Source organism: Lampropedia hyalina DSM 16112 (assembly GCF_900129055.1).
In the GTDB taxonomy this organism is placed as follows: domain Bacteria; phylum Pseudomonadota; class Gammaproteobacteria; order Burkholderiales; family Burkholderiaceae_C; genus Lampropedia; species Lampropedia hyalina.
On record NZ_FQUZ01000005.1, the window covers coordinates 18607 to 39338 of the forward strand.

Consider the following 20732-nt stretch of genomic DNA (forward strand, 5'->3'; position numbering starts at 1 on the left):
ATTGTTTGGGAGTTTCATGAATCAATCGCTTTTCCGTCTCACCAGCCTGAACCTCAACGGCATTCGCTCCGCAGTCAGCAAGGGGTTGCCACAGTGGCTGGAACAGCATCGCCCCGATTGTATGTGCGTCCAGGAGGTCAAGGCGCAAGAGCCTGACCTGCGCAAAGCGCAACTGCTGCAACTGGGCGACATGCAGGGCTATTTTCAACTGGCGGACAAAAAAGGCTATTCGGGTGTGGGCATCTACACCCGCCATGCCCCCAGCGATGTGATCTATGGCTGGGACGGCAGCGAGTTCGATGCCGAAGGCCGCTGCATCGAACTGCGCTTCGATACCCCGCAGCGCAAGCTCTCCATCATCAGTGCCTACTTTCCCAGCGGCTCCTCTGGCGAAGAGCGGCAGCAGGCCAAGTTCCGGTTTCTGGACGGCTTTTTCCCCTATCTCGATGCACTGCAACGCCAGCGCGAGTTCATTCTGTGCGGTGACATCAACATCGCCCACCAGGCCATCGACCTGAAGAACTGGCGCGGCAACCAGAAAAACAGCGGCTTTCTGCCCGAAGAACGCGACTGGATGAGCCGCCTGCTCGGCGACAGCACCCACAGCCGCATCCCGCTGGTGGATGTCTATCGCCAGCTCCAGCCCGATGCCACCGATGCCTGCTACACCTGGTGGAGCAACCGGGGCCAAGCCTATGCCAACAACGTGGGATGGCGGCTCGATTATCATCTGGCCACCCCGGCACTGGCCACGCTGGCGCGCCACGAGCACATCTACAAAGAACAGAAATTCTCCGACCACGCCCCGATCACCATTGGCTATGACTTCCACCTGTGATGCGCACTCCCCTCTCCCTTCAGACCGACCACGCGCCTGACCGCCGCCTGTTCCTGCACCACGCCCTGCGCACCACTGCCGCCGCTGGCGCGTTGCTGCTGGGCGGCTGCGCCCTGCGCCCCGATACCGCCATGACCGACTCCCGCACTTTCTCCCCGCTGCCAACATCCCCGCTGGCCGACCACCCCATGCACCCCACGCAACTGCCCCTGTCGGGCTGGCTGGACTGGGAAGACCCGCGCTCCGGCCACACCTGGCGCGTCTGGCTGCAAATGCCGGAATTCCCGGCCCCGCCCGAGGGTTATCCCGCACTGGTGGTGATGGATGGCAATGCCATCTTTCCGCTGGCAGCACAATGGGCACGCTTGCAGCAGACCCGCCCGGTCTATGTACGCGGCGAACCCTGCGTCATCATCGGCATTGGCCATCCCGGTGACGCACTCTTTCACAGCGACAGCCGCAAGCGCGACTTCACCCCGCCCGCCCCGGATGTCAAGCCCCCCGAAGGCGGGGCCGATGTGCTGCTGGACTTTCTGCAAAACGTGTTGCTGGCCGACTGGATGGCACGCATTCCACTGAACCCGCAACGCCTGGGCCTGTACGGCCACTCCCTCAGCGGATTGTTCGTGCTGCACGCCCTGTTCACCCGCCCCGCGCTGTTCACCGATTACTACGCGGTCAGCCCCTCCATCTGGTGGCACGATGCCTGGCTGCTGCAAGAGCAGGCCCACTTCATCGCCAGCCAGCCGAACCATTATCGGCAAGGTGCAGACCAGCGTGCCAACGTCTTTCTCTACGCCGGATCGCTGGAAGAACCCAGCGGCGAACGCCCGGCCAATGCCCCGCCCACCGGCCAACGCCACACCGTGCGCCTGCAAATCACCCGTACACGCGAGATGGCGCAACAGCTCCAGGCCCTGCAATGGCCACAGCTCCAGTCCAGCTTCCACCTCTGGCCCGACCTGACCCACGGCGACACCATGATGCCCTCGCTGATGCAGGCCGTTGGCAACATGAGCATGCCCAAGGCCTGGAAAGATGCCGACTACGGCCTGCGCCGCGAATAACACCCTCACTACATCACACCCATCACCCCATGCTGAAACACCACACCATCCCCGTCACTCCCTTCCAGCAGAACTGCACGCTCGTCTGGGACGATGCGACGCTGCAAGCCGCCGTCATCGACCCCGGTGGCGAACTGCCGCGCATCCTGGCCGCCGTGCAGAAACTGGGACTGAAGCTCGAACAGATCTGGCTCACCCACGCCCACATCGACCATGCGGGTGCGGCCGGTGAACTGGCGCAAAGCCTGCAACTGCCCATCATCGGCCCGCACCCGCAAGACCAGTTCCTCATCGACAGCCTGCCCCAGCAAAGCATCTCCTACGGATTCCCACTGGCACAGAGCTTCACCCCCACCCGCTGGCTGGACGAAGGCGACACCGTGCAGATCGGCAGCGAAGTGCTGCATGTGCGCCACACCCCTGGCCACACCCCCGGCCACGTCATCTTCCACGCCCCGCAAATCCGCCATGCCTTCGTCGGCGACGTACTCTTTGCCGGCAGCATCGGCCGCACCGACTTCCCGCGTGGGGATCACGACCAGCTCATCGACAGCATCATCCACAAACTCTGGCCGCTGGGCGACGACACCCGCTTCACCCCCGGCCACGGCCCCGACAGCGACTTTGCCCGCGAACGCGCCAGCAACCCCTTCGTGCGCGGCACCTGAAGGCCCCAGGCAATGAACCCAAGCCAGCGTGTTCAAGTCGCCACCAGCAGGCTGCTGTGGATGGCGGTGGTGATCCTCTCGATCCCGCTGATCGCCATTTCTGCGATTCGGTTTCAGGCCCCACACCTGCTCATGCAAAGCAAGGTGCTGACCGATTTCGATGCCTTCCACATTGCCGGAACCATGGCCAACCAGGGGCAGGCGCATGCGACCTATCAGGCAGCCGCCACATTCGCCGCACAGCAGGAAATCACAGGCACCCAGAACTTCATGCCCTGGACCTACCCGCCCCCGGCCCTGCTGCTCACCCAAGGGCTGGCATCGTTGCCGATTGGTGTGGCCTATGCCCTGTTCATTTCGGCCAGTTTCTGCTGCTACCTGCTGGTATTGCGCCAGATGGCCAAGGAGTATCTGCCCGGTGTGCTGATCGCCACGATTCCCACGCTGGTGTTGACCCTGCGCACCGGCCAGAACTCCTTTCTGATTGCCGCGCTCGCGGGCAGTTTTCTGCTGGGTTTTCTCCGCCAACGCCCGGTCGCAGGCATTCCCCTGGGCCTGATGGTCATCAAGCCGCATCTTGCGGCGGGCTTTGCCCTGCTTTCGCTGCTGGGCCAACGCTGGAGCAGCATGCTGTGGGCTGCCTTGACCGTCATCCTGTCGCTGGCCATTGCCACCATCGCGCTGGGTACCGGCATCTGGCCCGCCTTTCTGGGAGGTGTTCGTGAAGCCGGTCAATTTCTGAGCGAAGGCTATTACCCTTTGTTCAGAATGATCTCCCTGTACGCTTTTTTCCGCTCCCTGGGAACTCCCGCTGATATCGCCTTTGCACTGCATGCCGTGGGAACCGTGCTGGCATTGGTCATGTTGGCCATCACATGGCGCAGTTCATTGCCGCCTCGCATGGTCGCGGCCACCGCATGCGTGGCTTCGCTGTTTGTCAGCCCCTATGGCTATGACTACGACCTGACGCTGCTGGGACTGGCCATGGCCCTGGTGATGCGCGACATCATCGAATACGCCACCTCCCGGGAACTGATCGCCCTGCTCCTGCTGTCGTGGTGGGCCACCGGCTATGGCTTCTTTTTCGGTGCATTCCAAGAATTGTCATCATCAGGCATCAACCACCTGGAACCATCCACCGAATGGTCATTGGCTGCGCCCGCGCTGCTTGCACTGGTCATCGGCAGTGCGCGCGTGCTGCGGCGAGCCACCCCCAGACCGATACCGGACGATCATCAGGCACGGCTACCCACCAAGGAAAGTTTGCCAAATTCTTGAGGCAAGCCCGCACCCGCCGGGGAAATGCAGCCCAGGTGGGATTTGGCAGACCTTCCCTCACCAGTTCCCAGACTGTACCCACCCCTGCCAAGGCCATGGACTACCCCACGGTCGGACTGTCGGAACGTCCATATAATGCGCGATTGGTTTTGACCAACATCGCACCTTGCGTGCCGGCTCCCTCCAGCAGTCCATCTCCGGGGTTATGCCAGCATTGCATCCAGAAAAATGACAGGTCTTTCGTGACACCAGCAGCCAACACCCAGCACAGCACCAGCACCCCGGAGACCGGGCTTCATCTGATTGCAGCAGACATGCAGGCGGTGGACGCGGTGATTGCCCAGCGGCTCACCACCAGCGTCCCCCTGATCGGGCAGGTGGCGCACTACATCATCTCTGCGGGCGGCAAACGCCTGCGCCCCGCCATGCTGCTGCTGGTGGCCAATGCCCTGGGTTATCAGGGTAGCCAGCACCACGCGATGGCCGCCGTCATCGAATTCATCCACACCGCCACCCTGCTGCACGACGACGTGGTCGATGAGTCCACCATGCGCCGCAGCAAACCCACCGCCAACTACACGTTCGGCAACCCCGCCAGCGTGCTGGTGGGCGACTTCCTGCACTCCCGTGCCTTCGAGATGATGGTGGCCACGCGCGAATTGCGCGTCATGGAAGTGGTGGCCGCTGCCACCAACATCATTGCCGAAGGCGAAGTGCAGCAACTGCTGAACATGCACGATGCCGCGCTGGACGAGCAGGGCTATCTGCACGTCATCCGCTCGAAGACCGCCAAGCTGTTCGAGGCCAGCACCCAGGTCGCGGCCATCCTCACCCAGTCCCCTCCTGCCCTGGAAGCCGCCGCCGCCACCTATGGGCAGGCACTGGGCACGGCCTTCCAGATCATCGACGACGTGCTGGACTACGACGGCGCGCCCGCCGAAATGGGCAAGAACGTGGGCGACGACCTGCGCGAAGGCAAGGCCACCCTGCCGCTGATTGCCGCCATGCAGCACGGCACAGCCGGGCAGGCCGCCATCGTCCGCCATGCCATCGAACAGGGCGAGACCGAACAGTTGCAGGCCATCATCCAAATCGTGCGCGAGACCGGAGCCATCGACCTGGCCCGCGAAGCCGCCCACCGCGAAGCCGAACGCGCCATTGCGGCCCTGGCTGCATTCCCGGACAATCCCTACAGTCAGACCCTGCGGGAATTGCCCGCACAGTTGCTGTTGCGGCGCAAGTGAGCAGGCAGTCTGGCAGGAACCCCGGCACACCGTCCGAACTCCATAGTGCATTCATTTCCACCAGCCGATTGACCCCTGTACCGACGAGGTAACACCATGTCCCTGCACTTTCCCTCTGCCAAAGCCTTCTGGAGCACCACTGCCGCTGTCGCGCTGGCCGCCTGCGCCAGCACCGCAGCATTTGCCGAAACCCTCAAGGGCCGGGTGGATGTGGTGAACCAGGGCAACAAAACGCTGGTCGTGGCCGGAATCACCTTCCAGACCACCGCAGAGACCCGCTACAACGAGGCACTGCAAACCTTCACCAACCTCAAGCAAGGCCAGAAAGTCACCGTCGAATTCGACCGCTCCGGCAGCAACCTCTACACCGCCAAGGCCATCGCACTGGAGCCTTGACGCAGGCTTTTGAGCCGCATATCGGCGGCGGTTGAAACGCATGGAATCCTCCGTGATCTTGACCGGTGCGGTAGTGGCCGCAACCATCGCCCTGTGGGCCACCGGCAGGTTGCCCGAATATCTGACCGCGCTGCTGTTCTTCGCCCTGGCCATGGTGCTGGGACTGGCTCCACCATCGGTGGTGTTTTCCGGTTTTGCATCGGCGGCGTTCTGGCTGGTGCTCAGCGGCTATGTCATCGGCCTGGCCATCAGCAAAACGGGGCTGGCTGCGCGCATGGCAGGGGTCTTCGCGGGAAGGCTGACTGTGTCGTACCCGGTCATGGTGCTGGGGGTGGTCGGGCTGGCCTACGCACTGGCTTTCGTCATGCCCTCGAACATGGGGCGCATCGCCTTGCTGATGCCCATCGTGCTGGCCCTGGCCGACCGCGTGGGGCTGACAGCGGGCCGTCCGGGCCGCACCGGAATGGCACTGGCGGTAGGCTTCGGCACCTTCCAGCTCTCTGCCTCCATCCTGCCCGCCAATGTGCCCAATCTGGTCATGGCAGGAGCCATTGAGGCCAACTATGGCCTGCACCTCTCCTACCTGCCCTACCTGATGCTGCACGCGCCGGTGCTGGGTGTGCTCAAGGGCATCGCGCTGTGGCTGTCCATCGTCTGGCTGTTCCATGACCGTCTGTCGGCACCCTCCATTGATGCGCCTGCCAAGCCGTGGACATGGGCCGAGAAGCGTCTGGCCTGCTTGCTGGTGGTGACGCTGGGGCTTTGGCTGACCGAGAGCCTGCATGGCATTGCACCGGCGTGGGTCGGGCTGGCGGCGGCATGTCTGTGCCTGCTGCCCTCCATCGGCTTTGTCAGTGGCGAGGCGTTCGGCAAGGAAGTCAATCACCGCATGACCCTCTATGTCGCCGCCATCCTCGGTCTGGCGGCACTGGTCGGGCACAGCGGACTGGGAGAGGCCATCGGTCAGGCATTGTTGCGCATGGCCCCGCTCGACCCACAGGCTCCGTTCACCAGCTTTGCCGCGATCACCGGCATCACGGCCCTGCTGAACTTCGTCGTCACGGCCAATGGCGTGCCCGCCATATTCTCGCCGCTCGCCCAATCCCTGGCCGATGCTGCGGGCCTGCCGCTGATGACCGTGCTGATGATTCAGGTGCTGGGCTTTGCCACCCCACTGCTGCCCTACCAGGCATCGCCCATCATCGTGGCCATGGGGCTGGGCGGCATCCCGCTCGCTGCCGCATTGCGCCTGGGACTGGTGTTGGCAGCCATCACCTTCGTATTGCTGCTGCCTTTGCAATACTGGTGGTTCCAAGCCTTGGGCTGGTTATAGAGAAGACCAAGTCATGCGCCATGCCAGGCACTCGCCAGTTCGCGGGCGGCCTGCTGCGCATCGGTTGCGGCGCAAATCGCACCAATCACCGCCACGCCATCGGCCCCGCTCTGGCGCAGACGCGGCACATCGGCCACAGTGATGCCGCCAATGGCCACAGCGGGCAGGTGCGTCTGCTGGCGCAGGCGTGCCCAGGCTTCATGCCCCAGCGGGGCGTAGGCATCGGCCTTGGAAGCGGTGGCGTGCAGCGGGCCGATGCCCACATAGTCCAGCCATGCCGCATATTGGTTAGCAATCAGCAGTTCCGAATCGCTGTCTGCCGTCAGGCCGACGATGGCCTGTTCGCCCACCAGTTGCCGCACCACCGGCACCGGAAATTCCGACTGCCCCACATGCACGCCATGCACCCGCGCGCCCTGCGCCCGTGCGGCCAGATACACGTCCACGCGGTCGTTCACCAGCAGCGTGACATGGGCAGGCAGCTGCTGGGCCAGAGCCAGCACCAGTTCCAGAAAATCCCGCGCAGTGGCAGTTTTTTCGCGCACCTGCACGGTGGTCACGCCCCCGGCCACGGCCTGCTGCACGGTGTGCAGCACACTGCGCCCCGCACGCTGGCACTTGGCGGTATCGGTGACGAGGTAGAGGGACAAATCCAGTGGAGAACGGGCAGGCATGGTCATGGTGTGGAGCATGGGTGAGAAACGACTTCAGGCGACGCGGATGTCCGCCCACTGGCGCAGATGCGAGGCTTGCACGCTGGCAAGTGCATCGAGAAACTGCACGGCAAAGCTGCCGGGGCGGTCTGCCTGTGCGGCGGCCATCTGCGCGGCTACCGTGTAAACCAGCACCGCTGCCACGCTGCTGGCCAGCCGGTCTTCGTGCAGCGCGGCAAAGGCCGCCAGCACCGCGCCCAGCGCGCAGCCACCGCCGGTCACACGGGTCAGCAAGGGTGTGCCATTGGCCAGACGCACCTGCCGCTGGCCATCGGTGAGAAAGTCCACGGCCCCGGATACCGCCACCACACTGCCGTACTGTTGCGCGAGTGCCATAGCAGCCTGCTCGGCCTGTGCCACCGAGTGGGTGGCATCCACACCCCGGCCACCCTGCCCCTGTCCGGCCAGTGCGAGAATTTCCGAGGGGTTGCCCCGGATGATGTCGGGGCGCAACTCCAGCAGTTGCCGCGCCAGTGCCGTGCGAATGGGCAGAACACCCACGGCCACCGGGTCCAGCACCCAGGGCGTACCGGCAGCACGGGCCGCCTGTGCCGCTTCCAGCGCAGCTTCGGCCTGCACCGGTGTGGGAGTGCCCAGATTGACCAGCAGGCACGATGCCATCTGCGCAAAAAGTCCAGCCTCGCCCGGAATGTCCGTCATGGCCGGGGTCGCTCCCAATGCCAGCAGCGCGTTGGCGGTGAAGTTGGTGACGACGTTGTTGGTGATGCAGTGCACCAGCGGAACCTGCTGGCGCAATTGCGTGAGTGCCGCTGTGGCGTGGTCGAGATAGGTGTTTGTTGTCATGTGACAATCCCTTCGCTAGTGCGAGATAGATCAGGTTCAACGGGTCTGCTCTCAGCTTTACCAGATGACGCATCCGGTAAGGCACCCCGTGTCACGGTCAATGGAAATCAGGCCAGGGCTGCGCGGTGGCGGGCAATCTGCGCACGCACCTGCGCCGGAGCCGTGCCGCCCAGGGTGTTGCGGGCATGCAGCGAGCCGTGCAGCGACAGCACCTCGAAGACATCGGCCTCGATGGCCGGGTTGAATTTTTGCAGATCGGCCAGAGCCAGTTCGCTCAAGTCCACCCCCTGCTCGATGGCAATGCGCACCGCATGTGCCACGGTTTCGTGGGCATCGCGGAATGGCAGTCCTTTCTTGACGAGGTAATCGGCCAGATCGGTGGCGGTGGCATAGCCGCGCAATGCCGCCTGCTGCATGGCTTCGGCATGGACGGTGATGCCGCCCTCCTTCTGGCCGGTCTGTGCATTGGGCTGGCCGCCAATCATTTCGGCGAAGATACGCAAGGTATCGCGCAGTGTATCGACGGTGTCGAACAGCGGCTCCTTGTCTTCCTGGTTGTCCTTGTTGTAGGCCAGCGGCTGGCCCTTCATCAGGGTAATCAGGCCCATCAGATGCCCGATCACGCGCCCGCTCTTGCCCCGCGCCAGTTCCGGCACGTCGGGGTTTTTCTTTTGCGGCATGATGGAGCTGCCGGTGGTGAAGCGGTCGGCAATGCGGATGAAGGCGAAGTTCTGGCTCATCCAGACAATCAGCTCTTCCGACAGGCGGCTGACGTGCACCATCACCAGCGCGGCGGCAGCGGCGAATTCGATGGCAAAGTCGCGGTCACTGACGGCATCGAGGCTGTTCTGGCAGATTTGTGGCTCGCCCTGCGCGTCCACCATGCCCAGAATCCGCGCCACCTGCGCCCGGTCCAGCGGGTAGCTGGTTCCCGCCAGCGCGGCCGAACCCAGCGGCAGCACATTGGTGCGGCGGCGCACGTCCTGCATGCGCTGCACGTCGCGGCCAAACATCTCCACATAGGCCAGCAGGTGGTGGGCAAAGCTCACCGGCTGCGCCACCTGCAAGTGGGTGAAGCCGGGCAGGATGACCTCGACGTTCTGCTCGGCCACGTCCACCAGCGCGGTCTGCACCTGCCGCAACAGGCCAATGATGCCGTCGATCTCGCCGCGCAACCACAGCCGCACATCGGTGGCCACCTGGTCGTTGCGGCTGCGGCCGGTGTGCAGGCGTTTGCCCGCATCGCCAATGAGCTGGGTCAGGCGTGCCTCGATGTTCAGGTGCACGTCTTCCAGATCAAGCTTCCACTCGAACTGCCCGGCCTCGATCTCCTGGGTAATCTGCGACAGACCATGCTGGATGTCGGCCTCGTCCTGTGCCGACAGAATGCCCACGCTGTGCAGCATCTGCGCATGGGCACGGCTGCCCGCAATGTCGGCCTGCCACAGCCGCTGATCGAAGAAAACGCTGGATGTGTAGCGTTTGACCAGATCGCTCATCGGCTCGGTGAACAGGGCGGACCAGCCCTGGGCCTTGCTGTCGAGTTGGTTGGCGGACGGGGAAGAAGCGTGATGGTCGGACATGCGCGAAGGGATAATAAGAGAATCAAAAGGCTGGATTCTAGCCCCCTGCCCCACTCGCCTGCGGCAATCTGGCCGTCATCCCTCTGCCACCCATGACACTTTCTCCCGCCCGCTCCCTGCTGTTCGATGCCTGCCAGATCGGCGTGGTGCTGCGTGCCATCGCCCTGGTGCAGGCCACCGTGGGGCTGGCTGGCCTGTTCGGCAGTACCGATCTGGACGACTGGCTGGGCCGCTTCGCCCTGCACACCGCAACCGCCCTGCCTGCCCTGCTGGCCTGGCTGCTGCTGGCCTGCGCCCTGAAGCGGCCCCTGCACCGGCTGCACCCGCCACTGCAATGGAGCGTAGGGCTGGCTCTGGGGCTGGCATGCGGGCTGATGGCCTGCGCCCTGTACCAGGCCATCATTGCCCAGCCGGTGCAACCCCTGAGCTGGCTGGCCAGCGCGCTGGCCGGCGTGGCACTGGCAGCCCTGCTGGTGAACATGCTGGCCCTGCGCCAGCGCGCGCAGTTGCCCGCCGAAACCACAGCCCGGCTGGCCGAACTGCAAGCGCGCATCCGCCCGCACTTTCTGTTCAACACCCTCAATACCGCCATTGCCCTGGTGGGCGAAGACCCGGCCCAGGCCGAGCGGGTGCTGGAAGACCTCAGCGACCTGTTCCGCCACGCCCTGCGCGATGGTGGCCGCAACCAATCCACGCTGGGCGAAGAAGTGCAAATTGCCCGCCAATATCTGGGCATCGAACAGATCCGCTTTGGCGAGCGGTTGCGCGTGGCCTGGAGCCTGGACGAAGATGCACTGACCGCCAGCGTACCGCCGCTGCTGCTGCAACCGCTGGTGGAAAACGCCATCCGGCATGGCATCGAACCCAGCCCCGATGGGGGAACCGTGCATGTGCTGGTGCGGCGCAAAGGCACACGCGTGCATGTGCGCATCAGCAACAGCCTGCCAGCCACACCTGCTGCGGCCCGCTCCGGTGGCCACGGCATGGCACTGCACAATGTACGCACCCGGCTGCGCCTGTTGCACGACCTGGAAACCGAATTGCAGACACGCAGCAGAAACGGCCTGTTTGAAGTTGCCTTCAGCCTGCCTGTTCGACCCACCCCCCGAAGCCCCAAGCCATGAATATCCTGCTCGCTGACGACGAGGCCCTGGCACGCAAACGCCTGCGCCACCTGCTGGAACAATGCTCCGGCATCACCCGCCTGCATGAAGCCGTCTCGGCAGAGCAGGTGCTGGAGCGGCTGCGCCAATCGGCCAGCGATCCGGTGGACATCCTGCTGCTGGACATCCACATGCCCGGCATGAATGGCGTGGGGCTGGCACGGCAACTGCGCGACAGCGACCACGCGCCCGTGGTGGTATTCGTCACCGCCGACCCCGATTTTGCCGTGCAGGCATTCGATCTGGCCGCCGCCGATTACCTGACCAAACCCGTGCGGCTGGAGCGGCTGCAACAGGCCCTGCAACGGGCCGCGCTGCTGCGCGGTGTGGCACAACGCCCTTCGGCCCGCGCCCCTACCGGACAGCACTTCATCCCCGTGCACCAGCATGGGGGCACCGAACGGGTCGCACTCGACAGCGTGCTGTTCTGCAAGGCAGAGCAAAAATACGTCAGCATTCACACGCCCCACAAAGCCTATCTGTACGATGGCTCGCTCAATGAGCTGGAAGCGGCCCACCCCCAGCTTTTCCTGCGCATCCACCGCAATGCACTGGCGACCCGGCAGGCCCTGCGCGCACTGCATCGCACTGTCGATGGCAACGACACCTGGCTGCTGAGCCTGCACGGCACCGAAGAATGCCTGAGCGTTTCGCGACGGCAACTGCCTGCCGTGCGTGCGGCCATTCAGGAGCGCACGCCCTGACATCCGCCCCATTGGCAACAGGGATTGCGCACGATGGTATAAACCCTTAGGGCATGTCATCATTGAGATTCGCCCACTCCACCGATTTTTTCACGCCCATGTTGATCTACCACTGCATCGAAAACTACCACGCCATTGCCCATCAGGTCTCCTGGCTGTCCACGCTGTGCCGGATCGACCTGAGCAACCCGGCCGTGCTGGACGCGGTCATCGACGGCGATGCGGCATTGCGCCAGGGCAATCCCGAAGCTTTCGACAAGATGCGCGGCCTGCTGGTGCTGGCCTTCCAGTTGGTGGAACGCTCGTCCCAGCTCCACGGCAGCACCCGCACTGCGGAATTCGTCGTCGCCACCATCACGGAAATCGAGAAGCGGCGCGCAGGCCACTGACCGGATGGTGAGTGCCGACCTTCCCTATGCCACGCGGCTGCGGGACTTCAGGCGGCGGTACAGGGTCTGGCGGCTGATGCCCAATTGCCGCGCGGCCTCGCTCATATTGCCCTGAGTGCGTTGCAGGGCCTGCACGATGGCCTGTTGGGAAAGGCTCTGCAAGTCCTGCACCAGCGGACGTGAGGCAAAAGCAGTTGCCGCAGTGGCCGCAGTGGTCGTTGCGGCAGGGGCATCACAGGTGCAATGAATGGCGCAGTGGCCGCTGCCAACCGCTGCGGCGGTTGTGCCACTGATCGGCTCGCAGTCCCCCACAGGCGGCTGCAATGCGCGTGGCGGGCGGCGCAGTTCATACAGCACATCGTCGGCCAGATGCTGCCAGTCGATGCAGGTTTCGCCCGGCTCCAGCATGGCGCAGGCGGTTTGCAGCACGCTGTTGAGCTGGCGCAGATTGCCCGGCCAATGGTAGCCCTGCAAGGCTTGCAACAAGGCTGGCTGCACTGCCGGAGGCTGCCGGGGGCAGGCATGTTCGAGAATCTTGGCGCACAGCAGCCCGAAATCATCGCGCTCGCGCAGGGCGGGCAACTGCACGGTCAGGCCATTGAGCCGGTAGTACAGGTCGCCACGAAACTGGCCGCGTGCCACAGCATCCTTGAGCTGGCAATGGGTGGCGGAGATGAGCGCGAAGTCTACCTCGACGGGCCGCCCGCCGCCCAGCGGCGTGACCTGGCGTTCCTGCAACACCCGCAACAACCGCGCCTGCATGGCCAGTGGCATGTCGCCAATCTCGTCCAGAAACAGCGTGCCCCCATGCGCCTGCCGCAACAGGCCGGGGCTGCCCTCGCGGCGCGCACCACTGAAGGCCCCCGGCGCGTAGCCGAACAGTTCGGCTTCAATGAGGCTTTCGGGAATGGCCGCGCAGTTGATGGCGACGAACGCCTGGCCCTTGCGCGGGCCGCTTTCATGCGCAGCGCGGGCGAACAATTCCTTGCCGGAGCCGGACTCGCCCTGAATCAGCAGGGCAATCGGTTTGTCCAGCACGCGCCGCGTTTTCTGCGCTGCCAGATGCCAGCGGCTGTCGCCGGTGTCCAGCAGTTCAAGTGCATCCCCTGCTGGTCTGTGTGGCGGCAGGGGAGGGATGCTGTGCGTGGATGCTCCGGCACTGCCTGCTGCCCGCCGTGCACTCGAGGCCGTGGTGGAAGCCGCATGCCAGACCGCTGGCGGATTCGCCACCTTGCTGCCACGCAGGCGCGCATGAAAGAACTGACCGTTCTCGTGCCGCAGACGCAGTGTGTTGCCCTGCTGGTGCTGAAGCTGCTCCAGAAGGCGCGGCCACGGCAGCTCGAACAGATGGCTCAGGTGCAGGCAGTCCAGATCGCTTCGCTCCAGCCCCAGCATGCGCATGGCTTCCGGGTTGGCCCCCATGAGAATGCCTTCGACCGAAGCCACCACAATGCCTTCGGCCACGGTGTCCAGCCCCTGCGGCTGGGGGTGCAGGTGCAGACGGATGTGGTGGCGGAAGTCCGATGCGATCCAGCGGTTCTCGATCATGCGGGCCGCCATGCGCACCAGCCCCAGCGCGTGGGCGTGATCCTGCCCGGTGTCGCCGGAAATGTCCAGAATGCCGACCACCGCACCCCGCGCCGACAGAATGGGTGCGGCCACACAGTGCAGAAAGCCATTGCGCTCCAGAAAATGCTCCCCACCGTGAACGCGGATGGGCTTCTGCTCGGCCAGGGCCAGCCCAACGGCGTTGGTGCCCCGGCTGTGCTCGTGCCAACTGGCCCCCGGACTGAGGGCCACGCGCTGGGCTTTTTCCAGAAAGGTGGGAGCACCCAGTGTATGCAGCAGGGTGCAGTCGCGGTCGGCCAGCACCATCATGCTGTGGCTCTGGCTGATCTGCTCGCCCAGGTAGTCCATCACGGGCTGGGCGTGTGCCAGCAGGTCATGGTTCTGGTCGCGCACCTGACGCAACTCGGCCAGGCTCAATGGCTCGGGGACACGGGCAGTATGGATGGGTTGCAGACCGGCACCCAGACTGCGCTGCCAAGACTGCGCCAACGGCTCCTGCAACATGCCGGGCAGGCATTCGCCAAATTCCAGCAGATGCCTGCGTGCGATTCGTATCACCTGCTCGGTTGCAACATGATGGCCCATTGGGTGTCTCCGTGCCGCTGTGGCTGCCTGCGGCTTATGGCTGATGGCTTGTGGTTTGATGACAGTTCTGCGACTGATTCAGGCCGATTATAGGGAGCCTGCCCACGATGCCGCCACGGCACTAACCCCTTGTTCGCCCAAGCCTTGCCATCGAGGCCAGACACTGTCACAACCAGTACGCGCCACCGTCTCAGGCTGTGACACCACAGTGTTCCACTCTGCAACACCCCGCCCAACGGCAATCCTCATCTCCATTTTTACTTATTCAAAATCAAATACTTGCATATCACCCCAAGTTGGCACGCAACTTGATTGTCTTCAGGCAACCGGCGCAGCAGACTGCACCCTCTGGCCGGTTCTTATCCCCTACAACGATCAAGGAGACCAACATGGCAGTATATGCAGCACCCGGCACCGACGGTGCCAAAGTGGCCTACAAGGCCCGCTACGACAACTTCATTGGCGGCAAATGGGTCGCCCCGGTCAAGGGACAGTATTTTGATGTGCTCACGCCCACCACCGGCGCGGTCTATACCCAGGCAGCCCGCTCCACCGCCGAAGACATCGAGCTGGCACTGGATGCCGCACACGCAGCCGCCGACAAGTGGGGACAGGCCTCGCCCACGGAACGCGCCAACGTGCTGCTGAAGATTGCCGACCGCATCGAGCAGCACCTGGAAACGATTGCATGGGCCGAGACCGTGGACAACGGCAAGCCCATCCGCGAAACGCTCAATGCCGACATTCCGCTGACCATCGACCACTTCCGCTACTTTGCCGGGGCCATCCGCGCCCAGGAAGGCGGCATCAGCGAGATCGACGCACAAACCTACGCCTACCATTTCCACGAGCCGCTGGGCGTGGTCGGGCAGATCATCCCGTGGAACTTTCCGATCCTGATGGCCGCCTGGAAGTTGGCCCCGGCACTGGCCGCCGGCAACACCGTGGTGCTCAAGCCCGCCGAGCAAACCCCCATCAGCCTGCTGATTCTGGTGGAGTTGATTCAGGACCTGCTGCCACCGGGCGTGCTAAACATCGTCAATGGCTTTGGCCGTGAAGCCGGTGTGCCGCTGGCCACCAGCAAGCGCATTGCCAAGATCGCCTTCACCGGCTCCACCAGCACCGGGCGGGTGATTGCCCAGGCCGCCGCCAACAACCTGATTCCGGCCACACTGGAGCTGGGCGGCAAGTCCCCCAACATCTTCTTTGAAAGCGTGCTGGATGCCGACGACGGCTACCTCGACAAGGCCATCGAAGGGCTGGTGCTGTTCGCGTTCAACCAGGGCGAAGTCTGCACCTGCCCATCGCGCGCACTGATTCAGGAATCCATCTACGACCGCTTCATCGAGCGCGTGCTGCCGCGCGTGGCAGCCATCAAGCAGGGCAATCCGCTGGATACCGAAACGCAGATCGGCGCGCAAGCCTCCAACGAACAGCTCACCAAGATTCTCTCCTACCTCGACCTGGGCCAGCAGGAAGGCGCAGAAGTGCTGATTGGCGGCGCACAGGCCCGGTTCGGCAACGAGCTGGATCAGGGCTTCTATGTGCAGCCCACGCTGTTCAAGGGCCACAACAAGATGCGCATCTTCCAGGAGGAAATCTTCGGCCCGGTGCTGGCCGTCACCACCTTCAAGGACGAAGCCGAAGCCCTGGCCATTGCCAACGACACCCTCTACGGCCTGGGCGCAGGCGTGTGGAGCCGCAACGGCAACCAGGCATTCCGCCTGGGCCGCGCCATCAAGGCCGGGCGCGTCTGGACGAACTGCTACCACCACTATCCGGCACACGCCGCCTTCGGTGGCTACAAGGAGTCGGGCATCGGGCGGGAGAACCACCTCATGATGCTCAACCACTACCAGCAAACCAAGAACCTGCTGGTGAGCTACAGCGAAAGCAAGCTGGGCTTCTTCTGAGGAACCCCCTCATCCCTTCACACAACCTGCCACAAGGAGACAAAGATGACACAGACCATGAAAGCCGCCGTGGTGCGCGAATTCGGCAAGCCACTGACCATCGAGGAAGTGCCCATCCCCACCCCCAATGACGACCAGATTCTGGTCAAGATCATTGCCACCGGGGTGTGCCACACCGACCTGCACGCAGCCGAAGGCGACTGGCCGGTCAAGCCCAACCCGCCCTTCATTCCCGGCCACGAAGGCGTGGGCACCGTAGTGGCAGCGGGCAAGAACGTGCGCAACGTGAAGGTGGGCGATGTCGTGGGCATCCCATGGCTGCACACCGCCTGCGGCTACTGCGTGCACTGTCTGGGAAGCTGGGAAACCCTGTGCGAATCGCAGCAGAACACCGGTTACTCGGTCAATGGCAGCTTTGCGGAATACGCGCTGGCCGACCCCAAGTACGTCGGGCACATTCCTGCCGGGGTCGATCCCATCGAAATCGCCCCCATCCTGTGCGCCGGTGTCACCGTGTACAAGGGCCTGAAGGTGCTCAACGCCAAGGCAGGTGACTGGGTGGCCATTTCCGGCATCGGCGGGCTGGGACATGTGGCCGTGCAATACGCCAAGGCCATGGGCTTCAACGTGGCGGCCATCGACGTGGACGATGCCAAGCTCGACCTTGCCAAGCGTCTGGGGGCCAGCGTGGTGGTCAATGCCCGCCAGCACAATCCGGCAGACTACCTGCAAAAGGAAGTGGGCGGAGTACACGGCATCCTGGTGACGGCCGTCTCGGAAAAAGCCTTTGAGCAGGCCATCGGCACCGTGCGCCGTGGTGGCACCATCTCGCTCAACGGCCTGCCTCCCGGCGACTTCCCGCTGCCCATCTTCAGCATGGTGCTCAAGGGCATCACGGTGCGCGGCTCCATCGTCGGCACGCGCCTGGACTTGCAGGAATCGCTGGAATTCGCAGCGCAGGGCAAGGTCAAGGCCACCGTCAAGGCCGACAAGCTGGAGAACATCAACGACGTGTTCGAGCGCATGCACAAGGGCCAGATCGAAGGCCGCATCGTGCTGGACATCGCCCAGGCCGCCTGATACGGCCTGCCCCGCCATCGCCCGCCCCTGCATGGGCAGGCAATGGCGGCCTCTTGAATGACGATCCGCAATCTCCTGGCACTTGGGAAAGTGCTTTTGACCGCGTACAGGCTCCGCCGCCAGACCGTGCTGCCCTGTTCTTAGAACGTGTTTACGTTCTTATGGGGGCAGACACTGTGGCAGAAACTCCTCGGGAAGGTCTGCCAAACTCTTGCGGTAAGCCCGCGCCCGCCAGTGGGATGCAGCGCAAGGCGGATTTTGCGGTCAATAGCGGGGCTATTGACCGCAAAAGCCAACGCAGCGATGCGCCCAGTGGCGGGATGCGGGCGGCGCAACGGGTTTTGCAGACCTTCCCTCGGTGCCTGTACGCTGTTTTTTTCCACCCACAGGAGGCCATCATGGTTGAAAAAGTCATTGCCACCCCTGCCGCACTGGAGCTGATCGAACAGCTCAAGGCCCAGCACGGCCCCGGACTGATGTTCCACCAGTCGGGCGGTTGCTGCGACAACAGCGCGGCCAACTGCTACCTGCTGGGCGAACTGACCATCGGCCAGGGTGACGTGTACCTGGGCGACATCGGCGGCTGCCCGTTCTACATCAGCACCAGCCAGTACGACACCTGGAAGCACACCCAGCTCATCATTGATGCCATCGACGGCAGCGGTGGCACGTTCTCGCTGGAAGGCGGCACCGGCAAAGCCTTCCACACGCGCTCGCGCGTATTCAGCGAAGCCGAACGGGCCGAGCTGGCGCAGGAGCCTGCGCCCACCCGGCCATAGAACCATCAGAACCCAGGCTCCAACCGCTCACGGCTTGCGCTGCTGCAACTTCGCAAAGGCCGACTGCATGGCCGATTGCGTCGGTGTGGTCGCCGCGCCCTTCGCGGCAGAGCGGGTATTGCGTCCCGCTGCCTCAAAACGGCCCGTGCGGCTGCTGGCATGGTCGGCAGCGCGGGTGTCAAGCTTCATCGTGAGGCTGATGCGCTTGCGCGGCACATCGACTTCCAGCACCTTCACCTTCACCACCTGCCCGGTCTTGACCACTTCGCGCGCATCGTTCACGAAGCGGTGGCTCAACTGGCTGACGTGTACCAGCCCATCCTGGTGTACGCCCAGATCGACGAACGCGCCAAACTGCGCCACATTGCTCACCGTGCCTTCCAGCACCATGTCGGGCTTCAGATCGGCAATGTCTTCCACACCTTCGTTGAAGCGTGCCACCACGAAGTCCGGGCGCGGGTCGCGGCCCGGTTTTTCCAGTTCGCCCAGAATATCTTTCACGGTAATGGCCCCGAAGCCATCACGGGCGAATTGTTCGGGCTGGAGGCTTTGCAGCAACGTGGTGTTGCCCATGAGCTGCGCCACGCTCTGGCCGGTGGTCTGCAAGATCGCCTGCACCACCGGATAGGTTTCGGGGTGCACGCCGGTCATGTCCAGCGGATTGTCGCCACCGCGAATGCGCAGAAAGCCCGCGCTCTGCTCGAATGCCTTGGGCCCCAGGCCCACCACCTTGAGCAGTTCCTTGCGGCTGCGGAATGCGCCGTGCTCCTCGCGCCAGCGCACCACCGACTTGGCCACCGTGCCCGACAGCCCGGACACGCGCGAGAGCAATGGCGCACTGGCGGTGTTCAAGTCCACTCCCACGCCGTTCACGCAGTCTTCCACCACGGCATCCAGCGTGCGTGCCAGCTCACTCTGGTTCACGTCGTGCTGGTACTGGCCGACACCGATGGACTTGGGATCGATCTTCACCAACTCTGCCAGCGGGTCTTGCAAGCGGCGCGCAATCGATGCGGCTCCGCGCAGACTGACATCGACATCAGGCATTTCCTCGCTGGCATAGGCACTGGCGGAATAGACGGACGCCCCCGCCTCGCTGACCACCACTTTCTGCATGGCATGTGCGGCCTTGTCGCCCAGCAGCTTGATGAGTTCGGCGGCCAGCCTGTCGGTCTCGCGGCTGGCCGTGCCATTGCCAATCGCCACCAGAGCCACCTTGTGGCGGGCGCACAGCGTGGCCAGCGTGTGCAATGCGCCCTGCCAGTCGCGGCGCGGCTCGTGCGGATAGACCGTGGCCGTCTCCAGCAGTTTGCCGGTGGCATCCACCACGGCTACCTTCACACCGGTGCGGATGCCGGGATCCAGCCCCATGACGGTGTGCGCCCCGGCAGGCGCGGCCAGCAGCAGATCGCGCAGATTGTCGGCAAACACCTTGATGGCCACAGCTTCGGCGGCTTCACGCAGCCTGCCGAACAGATCGCGCTCCAGCGAGAGGCCGAGCTTGACGCGCCAGGTCCAGGCCACGGCGCGGCGAATCCAGTCATCGGCAGGACGCTGGCGGTGGCTCCAGCCCAGATGGTTGGCAATCCGGCCTTCGGCGAGGCTGGGTTTGCCAGGCTCCGGCTCCACTTCCTGCGCCAGCCGCACATTCAGCAAATCCTGCGCCCGCCCGCGAAACACCGCCAATGCGCGATGCGACGGCACCGTGTGCACCGGCTCGTCGTACTCGAAATAATCCTTGAACTTGGCCACTTCGGCATCGTCGGGGTTCTTGCCGTCGGTCAGGCGGCTGACCAGCACACCAGTGTCCCACAGCCACTGGCGCATGGACTGCACCAGCGTGCTGTCTTCGGCCCAGCGTTCGGCGAGGATGTCGCGTGCGCCATCCAGCACGGCAGGTACGGTGGTGAAGTCGCTGCCGTCTTCGCCCTTCTCCGGTTTGACGAAAGCCTGCGCCACCTGCTGCGGATCGCCTTCGGGCGCACCAAACAGGGCATCGGCCAGCGGCTCCAGCCCGGCCTCACGCGCAATCTGGGCCTTGGTGCGGCGTTTGGGTTTGTAGGGCAGATACAGGTCTTCCAGTTCCTGCTTGGTGCTGGCCTGCAACAGGCCGGCCTGCAAAACGGGAGTGAGCTTGCCCTGCTCCTCGATGCTGCGGCAGATGGTGGCGCGGCGGTCTTCCAGCTCACGCAGATAAGCCAGGCGTTCGTCCAGCGTGCGCAGTTGCGCATCGTCCAGCCCGCCGGTGGCCTCCTTGCGGTAGCGGGCAATGAAGGGCACGGTCGCCCCCTGCCCCAACAGGGCCACGGCAGCTTCCACCTGCCGGTCGGCCACGCCCAGTTCACGGGCAATGGTCTGGTTGATCTGGTGGGCGGTTGTTACGGCATCGAAGACAAGGGTCATGGAGCGTCTGGGCAAAAATGGTAAAAGCAGCGAGGGAAGGTCTGCAAAATCCAACGCGGCGATGCGCCCAGTGGCGGGATGCGGGCGGCGCAACGGTTTTGCAGACCTTCCCGAGTGTGCCACATTCGTGCGGGGGCGTATCGGGCCTGCAAATCCATCGACACCATGGCAACGCGAAACCCCTGCCAGACGGATGGTGTCTGGCAGGGGTTTCAGTAAGGGA

18 protein-coding genes are annotated in these 20732 nt (G+C 64.1%); 13 read left to right on the top strand and 5 right to left on the bottom strand.

Annotated features, from left to right (window positions below; genetic code table 11):
* The first annotated feature begins 16 nt into the window (after positions 1-16).
* The 7 genes from BUE21_RS02875 to BUE21_RS02905 all read left to right on the top strand — a co-directional run bounded on the left by BUE21_RS02875 (position 17) and on the right by BUE21_RS02905 (position 6824).
* On the top strand, positions 17-838 hold the full coding sequence (locus BUE21_RS02875) for an exodeoxyribonuclease III (protein ID WP_073354511.1): 822 nt from the start codon (positions 17-19) through the stop codon (positions 836-838).
* Positions 838-1905: an alpha/beta hydrolase gene (locus BUE21_RS02880; protein ID WP_073354513.1), complete on the top strand. Its 1068-nt coding sequence runs from the start codon at positions 838-840 to the stop codon at positions 1903-1905. The genes BUE21_RS02875 and BUE21_RS02880 overlap by 1 nt, the downstream gene beginning before the upstream one ends.
* Positions 1906-1934: 29 nt before the next feature.
* Positions 1935-2573: an MBL fold metallo-hydrolase gene (locus tag BUE21_RS02885; protein ID WP_073354515.1), complete on the top strand. Its 639-nt coding sequence runs from the start codon at positions 1935-1937 to the stop codon at positions 2571-2573.
* 12 nt (positions 2574-2585) lie between these two features.
* The gene (locus tag BUE21_RS02890; protein WP_073354517.1) at positions 2586-3851 is read left to right on the top strand and encodes a glycosyltransferase family 87 protein; all 1266 of its coding nucleotides are present in this window, start codon (positions 2586-2588) and stop codon (positions 3849-3851) included.
* A 314-nt stretch (positions 3852-4165) separates the two neighbouring features.
* Positions 4166-5095 (top strand): polyprenyl synthetase family protein, encoded by a 930-nt coding sequence (locus BUE21_RS02895; protein ID WP_073354677.1) that lies wholly within the window; start codon positions 4166-4168, stop codon positions 5093-5095.
* Positions 5096-5191: 96 nt separating this feature from the next.
* Positions 5192-5491, top strand: coding sequence for a DUF5666 domain-containing protein (locus tag BUE21_RS02900; protein ID WP_073354518.1), 300 nt, complete (start codon positions 5192-5194; stop codon positions 5489-5491).
* A gap of 40 nt (positions 5492-5531) precedes the next feature.
* Entirely contained in the window at positions 5532-6824 is a 1293-nt protein-coding gene (locus tag BUE21_RS02905) for an SLC13 family permease (protein ID WP_073354519.1), read from the top strand.
* An 11-nt stretch (positions 6825-6835) separates the two neighbouring features.
* Here the strand turns inward: BUE21_RS02905 and thiE are convergent, their stop codons facing one another.
* The 3 genes from thiE to argH form a co-directional block, all read right to left on the bottom strand.
* Positions 6836-7504 (bottom strand): thiamine phosphate synthase, encoded by a 669-nt coding sequence (gene thiE, locus BUE21_RS02910; protein ID WP_234971031.1) that lies wholly within the window; start codon positions 7502-7504, stop codon positions 6836-6838.
* Between the two features lie 27 nt (positions 7505-7531).
* The gene (gene thiM, locus BUE21_RS02915; protein ID WP_073354521.1) at positions 7532-8341 is read right to left on the bottom strand and encodes a hydroxyethylthiazole kinase; all 810 of its coding nucleotides are present in this window, start codon (positions 8339-8341) and stop codon (positions 7532-7534) included.
* A gap of 107 nt (positions 8342-8448) precedes the next feature.
* The gene (argH, locus tag BUE21_RS02920; RefSeq protein ID WP_073354523.1) at positions 8449-9924 is read right to left on the bottom strand and encodes an argininosuccinate lyase; all 1476 of its coding nucleotides are present in this window, start codon (positions 9922-9924) and stop codon (positions 8449-8451) included.
* Between the two features lie 92 nt (positions 9925-10016).
* Here argH and BUE21_RS02925 point away from each other — a divergent pair, with 92 nt between their 5' ends.
* From BUE21_RS02925 to BUE21_RS02935, 3 genes are all read left to right on the top strand, one after another.
* Positions 10017-11048: a sensor histidine kinase gene (locus tag BUE21_RS02925; protein WP_073354525.1), complete on the top strand. Its 1032-nt coding sequence runs from the start codon at positions 10017-10019 to the stop codon at positions 11046-11048.
* Complete coding sequence (locus tag BUE21_RS02930) at positions 11045-11791, top strand: LytR/AlgR family response regulator transcription factor (protein WP_073354526.1); 747 nt, start codon at positions 11045-11047, stop codon at positions 11789-11791. Before BUE21_RS02925 ends, BUE21_RS02930 begins: the two co-directional genes overlap by 4 nt.
* A 98-nt stretch (positions 11792-11889) precedes the next feature.
* Positions 11890-12180, top strand: a complete 291-nt coding sequence (locus BUE21_RS02935; RefSeq protein ID WP_073354529.1) for a hypothetical protein — start codon at positions 11890-11892, stop codon at positions 12178-12180.
* 24 nt (positions 12181-12204) lie between these two features.
* On the opposite strand, the gene BUE21_RS02940 is transcribed toward BUE21_RS02935, so the two are convergent.
* Positions 12205-14334, bottom strand: coding sequence for a sigma-54-dependent Fis family transcriptional regulator (locus tag BUE21_RS02940; RefSeq protein WP_200796680.1), 2130 nt, complete (start codon positions 14332-14334; stop codon positions 12205-12207).
* A 389-nt stretch (positions 14335-14723) separates the two neighbouring features.
* On the opposite strand from BUE21_RS02940, the gene exaC reads away from it, so the two are divergent.
* From exaC to BUE21_RS02955, 3 genes are all read left to right on the top strand, one after another.
* Positions 14724-16247, top strand: coding sequence for an acetaldehyde dehydrogenase ExaC (exaC, locus tag BUE21_RS02945; RefSeq protein ID WP_073354531.1), 1524 nt, complete (start codon positions 14724-14726; stop codon positions 16245-16247).
* Positions 16248-16292: 45 nt separating this feature from the next.
* Positions 16293-17327 carry an alcohol dehydrogenase AdhP gene (gene adhP / locus BUE21_RS02950; protein ID WP_073354533.1) on the top strand — a complete coding sequence of 345 codons (1035 nt, stop codon included), beginning with the start codon at positions 16293-16295 and terminating at the stop codon, positions 17325-17327.
* A gap of 398 nt (positions 17328-17725) precedes the next feature.
* Positions 17726-18106, top strand: coding sequence for a DUF779 domain-containing protein (locus BUE21_RS02955; RefSeq protein ID WP_073354680.1), 381 nt, complete (start codon positions 17726-17728; stop codon positions 18104-18106).
* Positions 18107-18133: 27 nt separating this feature from the next.
* Here BUE21_RS02955 and BUE21_RS02960 read toward each other — a convergent pair whose 3' ends face one another.
* Complete coding sequence (locus BUE21_RS02960; RefSeq protein ID WP_073354535.1) at positions 18134-20509, bottom strand: Tex family protein; 2376 nt, start codon at positions 20507-20509, stop codon at positions 18134-18136.
* Between the last annotated feature and the right edge of the window lie 223 nt (positions 20510-20732).